The organism is Streptomyces sp. Isolate_45, assembly GCF_024721315.2.
Taxonomy (GTDB): Bacteria; Actinomycetota; Actinomycetes; order Streptomycetales; family Streptomycetaceae; genus Streptomyces.
This window is the reverse complement of sequence record NZ_JANFAK020000261.1, coordinates 1-7707: the sequence shown is the minus strand read 5'-3', so window position 1 is coordinate 7707 and position 7707 is coordinate 1. Positions and strand designations below refer to the sequence as shown.

General features: G+C 69.8%; 7 protein-coding genes and 2 tRNA genes. 8 read left to right on the top strand and 1 reads right to left on the bottom strand.

The window, feature by feature from the left end; genetic code table 11:
* Positions 1-158 precede the first annotated feature (158 nt).
* From NOD94_RS39205 to NOD94_RS39195, 3 genes are all read left to right on the top strand, one after another.
* On the top strand, positions 159-1547 hold the full coding sequence (locus tag NOD94_RS39205) for a pyridoxal-dependent decarboxylase (RefSeq protein WP_281211025.1): 1389 nt from the start codon (positions 159-161) through the stop codon (positions 1545-1547).
* The gene (locus NOD94_RS39200; RefSeq protein WP_281211024.1) at positions 1544-1999 is read left to right on the top strand and encodes an HD domain-containing protein; all 456 of its coding nucleotides are present in this window, start codon (positions 1544-1546) and stop codon (positions 1997-1999) included. Before NOD94_RS39205 ends, NOD94_RS39200 begins: the two co-directional genes overlap by 4 nt.
* Positions 2000-2153: 154 nt before the next feature.
* Positions 2154-2348 (top strand): hypothetical protein, encoded by a 195-nt coding sequence (locus NOD94_RS39195; protein ID WP_079426944.1) that lies wholly within the window; start codon positions 2154-2156, stop codon positions 2346-2348.
* Between the two features lie 262 nt (positions 2349-2610).
* Here NOD94_RS39195 and NOD94_RS39190 read toward each other — a convergent pair.
* Positions 2611-2681: transfer RNA gene (locus NOD94_RS39190), tRNA-Gly, on the bottom strand.
* Between the two features lie 179 nt (positions 2682-2860).
* Between NOD94_RS39190 and NOD94_RS39185 the strand changes: the two genes are divergently transcribed.
* From NOD94_RS39185 to clpX, 5 genes are all read left to right on the top strand, one after another.
* Positions 2861-2937 (top strand) — tRNA-Pro (locus NOD94_RS39185).
* A gap of 174 nt (positions 2938-3111) precedes the next feature.
* Positions 3112-4512 (top strand): trigger factor, encoded by a 1401-nt coding sequence (gene tig, locus NOD94_RS39180; protein WP_281211023.1) that lies wholly within the window; start codon positions 3112-3114, stop codon positions 4510-4512.
* Between the two features lie 275 nt (positions 4513-4787).
* Positions 4788-5405, top strand: coding sequence for an ATP-dependent Clp protease proteolytic subunit (locus NOD94_RS39175; RefSeq protein WP_266577310.1), 618 nt, complete (start codon positions 4788-4790; stop codon positions 5403-5405).
* Between the two features lie 74 nt (positions 5406-5479).
* The gene (locus NOD94_RS39170; RefSeq protein ID WP_281211022.1) at positions 5480-6154 is read left to right on the top strand and encodes an ATP-dependent Clp protease proteolytic subunit; all 675 of its coding nucleotides are present in this window, start codon (positions 5480-5482) and stop codon (positions 6152-6154) included.
* A gap of 151 nt (positions 6155-6305) precedes the next feature.
* Positions 6306-7592: an ATP-dependent Clp protease ATP-binding subunit ClpX gene (gene clpX, locus NOD94_RS39165; RefSeq protein ID WP_281211021.1), complete on the top strand. Its 1287-nt coding sequence runs from the start codon at positions 6306-6308 to the stop codon at positions 7590-7592.
* Positions 7593-7707: the final 115 nt, after the last annotated feature.

The window sequence follows — 7707 nt, the reverse complement described above, 5'->3', positions numbered from 1 at the left end:
CCCGTCCCGGGCACGGCGCTCCCGTGCCGGGCACGGCGCTCCCGTGCCGGCCACGCCGCCCCCGCGCCCGCCACGCCGGCCCCGCCCACCCCTCCCCCCGGCCACTCGCAGAGAATTGGCACGTCCCCGCCCGCCCGGTCCCCGTCTACCGTGCCGCCATGGACCGCAGCCTCGCCGACGACCTCGCCCGCCTCCCCGACCTCCTCGACGCCACCCGCCGCGCCGCGACCGAGGCCCTCACGACCCTGGACTCCCGGCCCGTCGTACCGGCCCCCGGCGCCCCGCCCCTTCCCGAACCGCTCCCCGAGCACGGCGACGGCACGGAACGGGCCCTCGCCGACTTCACGACCCGCTGGGCCCCGCGCCTGTCGGCCTCCGCGGGCCCCCGCTACCTCGGCTTCGTCACCGGCGGCGCCACCCCCGCCGCCCTCGCGGGGGACTGGCTGACCGCCGCCCACGACCAGAACTCCAACTCCTCCTTCGACGGCGCCGGGCAGCTCCTTGAACGGGAGACCGTCGGCTGGCTCCGCGAGCTCTTCGGCCTCTCCGACGCCCACAGCGGCACCTTCGTCAGCGGCGCCACCATGTCCAACACCACCGGCCTCGCCATCGCCCGCGAATGGCTCGGCGAACGCCTAGGGGTCTCCCCGGCCGAGGACGGCGCCGCCGCGCTCGGCCCCGTACGGGTGCTCTCCGGAGCCCCGCATTCCTCCATCGCCAAGGCCCTCTCGTTCCTCGGCCTCGGCCGCTCCTCCCTAGTCCGCGTCCCCACCCTGCCCGACCGCGAGGCCGTCGACCCGGCAGCCCTGGCACGGGCCCTCGCCGACACCCCCGGCCCGGCGGTGGTCGTCGCCAACGCCGGCACCGTCAACACCGTCGACTTCGACGACCTCCGGGCGGTCGCCGCCCTCAAGGACCACCACGACTTCTGGCTGCACACCGACGCCGCCTTCGGCGCCTTCGCGGCCCTCTCCCCGGAACACGCCCACCTCGCCGACGGCCTCGACGCCTCCGACTCCATCTGCGTCGACCTCCACAAGTGGCTCAACGTCCCCTACGACAGCGCCGTCCAGTTCACCCGCCGCCGGGACCTCCAGGCCCGCGTCTTCCAGAACGCCGCCGCCTACCTCGGGCCGCTCGGCGAGCACCCCGACCTGGTCCACCTCACCCCGGAGAACTCGCACCGGCTGCGCGCCCTCGCCGCCTGGTTCACCCTGCGCGCCTACGGCCGCCGGGGCCACCGGGAGATCGTCGAACGCGACATCGCCTGCGCACGCTCCCTCGGCGAGCGCCTCGACGGTGACCCGTCCTTCCGGCTCCTCGCCCCGGTCCGCCTGAACGTCGTCTGCTTCACCCTCGCCGAGGACCCCACCCCCGAGCGTCTCACCGCCCTGCGGGAGGCCGTCGCGGCCGAGGTGTTCGTCACCCCGACCGTCCACGGGGGAACCCCCGCGCTGCGCGCCGCGTTCTCCAACTGGCGCACCACGCAGGCCGATGTGCGCCGGGCCGCCGAGGCCCTCCGTACGGCAGCGAAGGAGATCGCATGACGGGACAGTCACTGACCCTGCTGGAGGTCGAAGCCCTCGCCCGCGCGGCGCACGAGGGTCAGACCGACAAGGCCGGTCGGCCCTACGCCGAGCACCTGGCGGCCGTCGCCGAGGGCGTCCGCCTGCGCGGCGGCAGCCCCGAACAGCAGGCCGCGGCCTGGCTGCACGACTCCGTCGAGGACGACGCCCTCAGCGCCGAGTGGCTCGCCTCGGCGGCCCTCCCGGACGCGGTCAAGGCCATCGTCCTGGCCCTCACCAAGCGCCCCGGGGAGCCGCTGGAGGAGTACGCCGCCCGCATCCTGGCCACCCCGGGCGCCGTCCTCGTGAAGGAGGCGGACCTCGCGCACAACGCCGATCCCGTCAGGCTCTCCGTCCTCGACGACCCCACCCGCGATCGTTTGTCCGCGAAGTACGCCTATGTCCGCTCCCTCCTCGGCATCACCGTGCCGTGAAGGGCGCAACACGCCCACGAGGAGGGAAACATGCGGGGGCGATTCGTCACGAGACGGATAGCCGGGGCCGGTTGGTGGGAGGATGGAACGTGTGGGGGTGCGCACGGCCGTACACCCCGGGCCGACCAGGGGACGACCGAAGGTGTGATCAGTAGTGGCCATTTCGCTGTCAGTGGTGGTTCTGTTGGCGATCATCCTGGTGATCCTGATCCGCGGCAAGCACATGAAGGCCGGCCCCGCCATCGTCGCCGTCCTCTTCGGCTTCTTCCTGGCGTCCAGCTCCATCGCCCCGGACGTCAACCGCTTCCTGAACTCCCTCGCCGACACCATCGCCGGCATCAAGCTCTAGGCGACCGCCCCCGGACCGCGCCGAGCCGCGGCCGGGATCCCCGCCGAGATCCGGCCCGCGGTGGAGCGGTCGGCTGCGACGGTTCCAACGCGCCGCGGTCGCGCAGCCGCAGCGTCGGCCCGCGCGTGCCACCGACCTGCCGACGGCTCGGCCATCGCGGCGGAACACCGGACGAACGCCGCGGTCATGGCCGATCGCGCCCCGGGAACGGCGAAGGGCCAGATCGAGGAAACATCCTCTGACCTGGCCCTTTTCGCTTCAGAGCGGGTGACGGGAATCGAACCCGCGTAGCTAGTTTGGAAGACTAGTGCTCTACCATTGAGCTACACCCGCAAGACGTGCGCCGCAGGTCCGGGGACCGCTGCACGGACAGCATCCTAGCGGGTCCCGCCGGGGGATTGCACACCGCTTTCCGCGCCGGAGCGAGAGCCCCGCGCCGCGCGCGCGGCCGCCCGCAGGGGAAACGCGCGTGTCGGAGGGTCTCCGGGCATGTACCCTACGTGTCGCACCGACGGGGTGTGGCGCAGCTTGGTAGCGCGTCCGCTTTGGGAGCGGAAGGTCGTCGGTTCGAATCCGGCCACCCCGACCACGAGTACTGCCTCAACCAAGATCGCGCCGATGATCGCGTTGTGGGCTGATTGCCGCTTGCGGTTACTATGCAAGCTGCGTGCCCGTGTGTCTGATGCCGGGCCGAATCCGCTGAACCGCTGAATCACAGCGTGACGGCAGAACCCCCAGCAGTCAGCCACAAGGAGACCGAACCGTGAAGAGCGCCGTGGAGACCCTGAACCCGACTCGGGTTCGGCTCACTGTTGAGGTGCCCTTCGAGGAGCTCAAGGACAGCCTCGACGCGGCCTACAAGAAGATCAACCAGCAGGTCACGGTGAAGGGCTTCCGCAAGGGCAAGATCCCGGCCCGCGTCATCGACCAGCGCTTCGGCCGCGGTGCGGTGCTGGAGGAGGCCGTCAACGACGCCCTCCCGAAGTTCTACACCGAGGCGGTCAACGAGGCCGACCTGAACCCGCTGGGCCAGCCCGAGGTCGACATCAAGGAGCTGAAGGACGGCGAGCTGCTGTCCTTCACCGCCGAGGTGGACGTCCGCCCCGAGATCGAGATCCCGGACTACTCCGGCATCGAGGTCGAGGTCGACGCCGTCGAGGTGTCCGACGAGGACGTCGAGAAGGCGGTCGAGCAGCTGCGCGGCCGTTTCGCGTCCACCAAGGACGTCGAGCGCGCCGCCCAGGACGGCGACGTCGTCACGATCGACCTGGAGGCCAAGGTCGACGGTGAGGTGCTGGAGGACGGCGTCGCGAGCGACGTTTCCTACACCATCGGCTCGGGCGAGCTTCTCGATGGCATCGACGAGGCCGTCAAGGGCCTGGAGGCCGGTGGCGAGGCCACCTTCACCTCCCAGCTGAAGGGCGGCTCCGCCGAGGGCAAGGACGCCGAGGTCACCGTCAAGGTCACCAAGGTCTCCGCCCGCGAGCTGCCGGAGCTGGACGACGAGTTCGCCCAGATGGCGAGCGAGTTCGACACCCTCGACGAGCTCAAGGCGGACAGCCGCAAGCGCCTTGAGGACACCAAGCAGTACGACCAGGCCACCCAGGCCCAGGAGCGCGTGCTGGAGAAGTTCCTCGAGCTCGCGGAGATCCCGGTCCCCGAGAAGCTGCTCGCGGACGAGGTCCAGACCCGCAAGCACAACCTGGAGCACCACCAGCTCGGCCAGATGGGTCTGACCATCGAGAAGTACCTGGAGTTCCAGGGCAAGACGGTCGAGGAGTTCGACGCCGAGACCACCGAGCAGGCCGTCAAGGGCATCAAGACCCAGTTCCTGCTGGACGCCCTGGTCAACAAGGAGAAGCTGGGCGTCAACCAGGAGGAGCTCACCGAGCACCTCATGCGCCGCGCGCAGTCCTCCGGCATGTCCCCCGACCAGTTCGCCCAGGCGGTCGTCGAGGGCGGCCAGGTCCCGATGCTGGTCGGCGAGGTCGCTCGCGGCAAGGCCCTCGCGGTCGTCGTCGAGAAGGCCAAGGTCACCGACACCAACGGTGAGGTCATCGACCTCTCCGACGACGAGGACGAGACCGAGGCCGTCGAGGCCGCGGCCGACGCCGACGTCGAGGGCGACGCCGCCGCCGAGCCGGCGGCCGACGAGGCCAAGTAACACCTCGGGCGAAGCCCATTGAGCAGTGCCGTGAAGGGCCCGGACGCAGCCGCGTCCGGGCCCTTCCGCACACCCGTCGTGAGGGGTGCGGACCTTGCGCTCCGAGCGAACAGTTCGGGAAGCGGGATGGCGTTGTCCTACCTGCGCGTTAGGGTCCATGAATACGAGGGCACGGGAGTACCCGAAGCCGGAGGGCATCGCCCCACCGGTAGGTCCGCGCCCCAGAACGAGACGCTGAGACGGCACATGGCCGTCGGAGACGAGCAGGTGGATACGTGACGAATCTGAAGCCTTACGCCGCGGGTGAGCCGTCCATCGGTGGCGGCCTCGGCGACCATGTCTACAACCGGCTGCTCGGCGAGCGCATCATCTTCCTCGGGCAGCAGGTCGACGACGACATCGCGAACAAGATCACGGCGCAGCTCCTCCTCCTGGCCGCCGAGCCGGAGAAGGACATCTACCTGTACATCAACAGCCCCGGTGGCTCCGTGACGGCCGGCATGGCCGTCTACGACACCATGCAGTACATCCCGAACGACGTCGTCACCATCGGTATGGGCATGGCGGCCTCCATGGGCCAGTTCCTGCTCACCGGCGGCACCGCAGGCAAGCGCTTCTCGCTGCCGAACACCGACATCCTGATGCACCAGGGCTCCGCCGGCATCGGCGGCACGGCCTCGGACATCAAGATCCAGGCCCAGTACCTGCTGCGCACCAAGCAGCGCATGGCTGAGATCACCGCGCTCCACTCGGGCCAGACCGTGGAAGCGATCATCCGCGACGGTGACCGCGACCGCTGGTTCACGGCCGAGGAGGCCAAGGCGTACGGCCTGATCGACGAGATCATCTCCGCGGCGTCCCTGGTCCCGGGCGGCGGCGGCACCGGGGCCTGATCCCGGCCCCGGCGAACGCACCTCCGTACGCCCGCCCGTTCCAGGCAATCCTCAGCCCGCAGAACGCCACCAGGATGGTGAACACCCAGATGTACATGAACAACCTCTCTCCCGCGAGCGGCCTCCACAACGGCCCGCAGGTGGACAACCGCTACGTCATCCCGCGCTTCGTCGAGCGCACCTCGCAGGGCGTGCGCGAGTACGACCCGTACGCGAAGCTCTTCGAGGAGCGCGTGATCTTCCTCGGCGTGCAGATCGACGACGCGTCCGCGAACGACGTCATGGCGCAGCTGCTGTGCCTGGAGTCGATGGACCCGGACCGCGACATCTCCATCTACATCAACAGCCCCGGCGGCTCCTTCACCGCGCTGACGGCGATCTACGACACGATGCAGTTCGTGAAGCCGGACATCCAGACGGTCTGCATGGGCCAGGCGGCCTCCGCCGCCGCGGTCCTGCTCGCCGCCGGCACCCCCGGCAAGCGCATGGCGCTGCCGAACGCCCGCGTGCTGATCCACCAGCCCTCGGGCGGTACCGGCCGCGAGCAGCTCTCCGACCTGGAGATCGCGGCCAACGAGATCCTGCGCATGCGTGACCAGCTGGAGTCCATGCTGGCCAAGCACTCGACCACCCCGCTGGAGAAGATCCGCGAGGACATCGAGCGCGACAAGATCCTGACGGCCGAGGACGCGCTCGCGTACGGCCTGATCGACCAGATCGTCTCCACCCGTAAGAGCAGCGCGGTCTGATCCTTGCCGCCAATTGGCGTGGGCGCGTCGCCGTTCGGCGATGTGAACCACGTCAAGGGGGCCCCGCACGGGGCCCCCGGCAAGGTACCGTCGGATATGAGGCACCAGGAGCGCTGAACCAGGCGTCTCCCAGGCGAAGGGGAAGCACCTCGTGGCACGCATCGGTGACGGCGGCGACCTGCTCAAGTGCTCGTTCTGCGGAAAGAGCCAGAAGCAGGTGAAGAAGCTCATCGCAGGACCCGGTGTGTACATCTGCGACGAGTGCATCGACCTCTGCAACGAGATCATCGAAGAGGAACTCGCGGAGACCTCCGAGGTCCGGTGGGAGGAACTCCCCAAGCCCCGTGAGATCTACGAGTTCCTGGAGAGCTACGTCGTCGGCCAGGAGCCGGCGAAGAAGGCGCTCTCCGTAGCGGTCTACAACCACTACAAGCGGGTCCAGGCCGGCGAGAACGGCGGCGCGCAGGGCCGCGACGACGCGATCGAGCTCGCGAAGTCCAACATCCTGCTGCTGGGGCCCACGGGTTCCGGCAAGACCCTCCTCGCGCAGACGCTCGCCCGCATGCTGAACGTCCCGTTCGCCATCGCCGACGCGACGGCGCTGACGGAGGCCGGGTACGTCGGCGAGGACGTCGAGAACATCCTGCTGAAGCTGATCCAGGCGGCCGACTACGACGTCAAGAAGGCCGAGACCGGGATCATCTACATCGACGAGATCGACAAGGTCGCCCGTAAGAGCGAAAACCCGTCGATCACGCGTGATGTCAGCGGCGAGGGCGTCCAGCAGGCCCTGCTGAAGATCCTGGAGGGCACCACCGCCTCGGTCCCGCCGCAGGGCGGACGCAAGCACCCGCACCAGGAGTTCATCCAGATCGACACGACGAACGTGCTCTTCATCGTGGGCGGCGCCTTCGCCGGCCTGGAGAAGATCATCGAGTCGCGCGCGGGCGCCAAGGGCATCGGCTTCGGGGCGACGATCCGCTCGAAGCGCGAGATCGAGGCGAGCGACCAGTTCCACGAGGTCATGCCGGAGGACCTGGTGAAGTTCGGGATGATCCCCGAGTTCATCGGCCGTCTCCCCGTGCTGACCTCCGTGCACAACCTGGACCGCGAGGCGCTGCTGCAGATCCTCGTCGAGCCGCGCAACGCGCTGGTCAAGCAGTACCAGCGGCTGTTCGAACTCGACGGTGTAGAGCTGGACTTCGAGCGCGAGGCCCTCGAAGCCATCGCCGACCAGGCGATCCTCCGCCAGACGGGCGCGCGCGGTCTGCGCGCCATCATGGAAGAGGTCCTGATGTCGGTGATGTACGAGGTCCCGTCCCGCAAGGACGTGGCCCGCGTGGTCATCACCTCGGACGTGGTCCGCTCCAACGTCAACCCGACGCTGGTGCCGCGCATCGTCCCGAAGGACCAGGGCCCGCACGAGAAGTCGGCGTAGCGGTACCGCGGTTACGTACGAGAAGGGGGGGGCGCCGCGGGGGGGGGGCGGGGGGGGGGGGGGGGGGGGGGGGGGGGGGGGGGGGGGGGGGGGGGGGGGGGGGGGGGGGGGGGGG

Bases quoted from the DNA above. Each gene is read 5' to 3' on its own strand.
- NOD94_RS39200 (WP_281211024.1), top strand. From the start codon at position 1,544: ATGACGGGACAGTCACTGACCCTGCTGGAGGTCGAAGCCCTCGCCCGC.
- NOD94_RS39205 (WP_281211025.1), top strand. From the start codon at position 159: ATGGACCGCAGCCTCGCCGACGACCTCGCCCGCCTCCCCGACCTCCTC.
- NOD94_RS39170 (WP_281211022.1), top strand. From the start codon at position 5,480: ATGGTGAACACCCAGATGTACATGAACAACCTCTCTCCCGCGAGCGGC.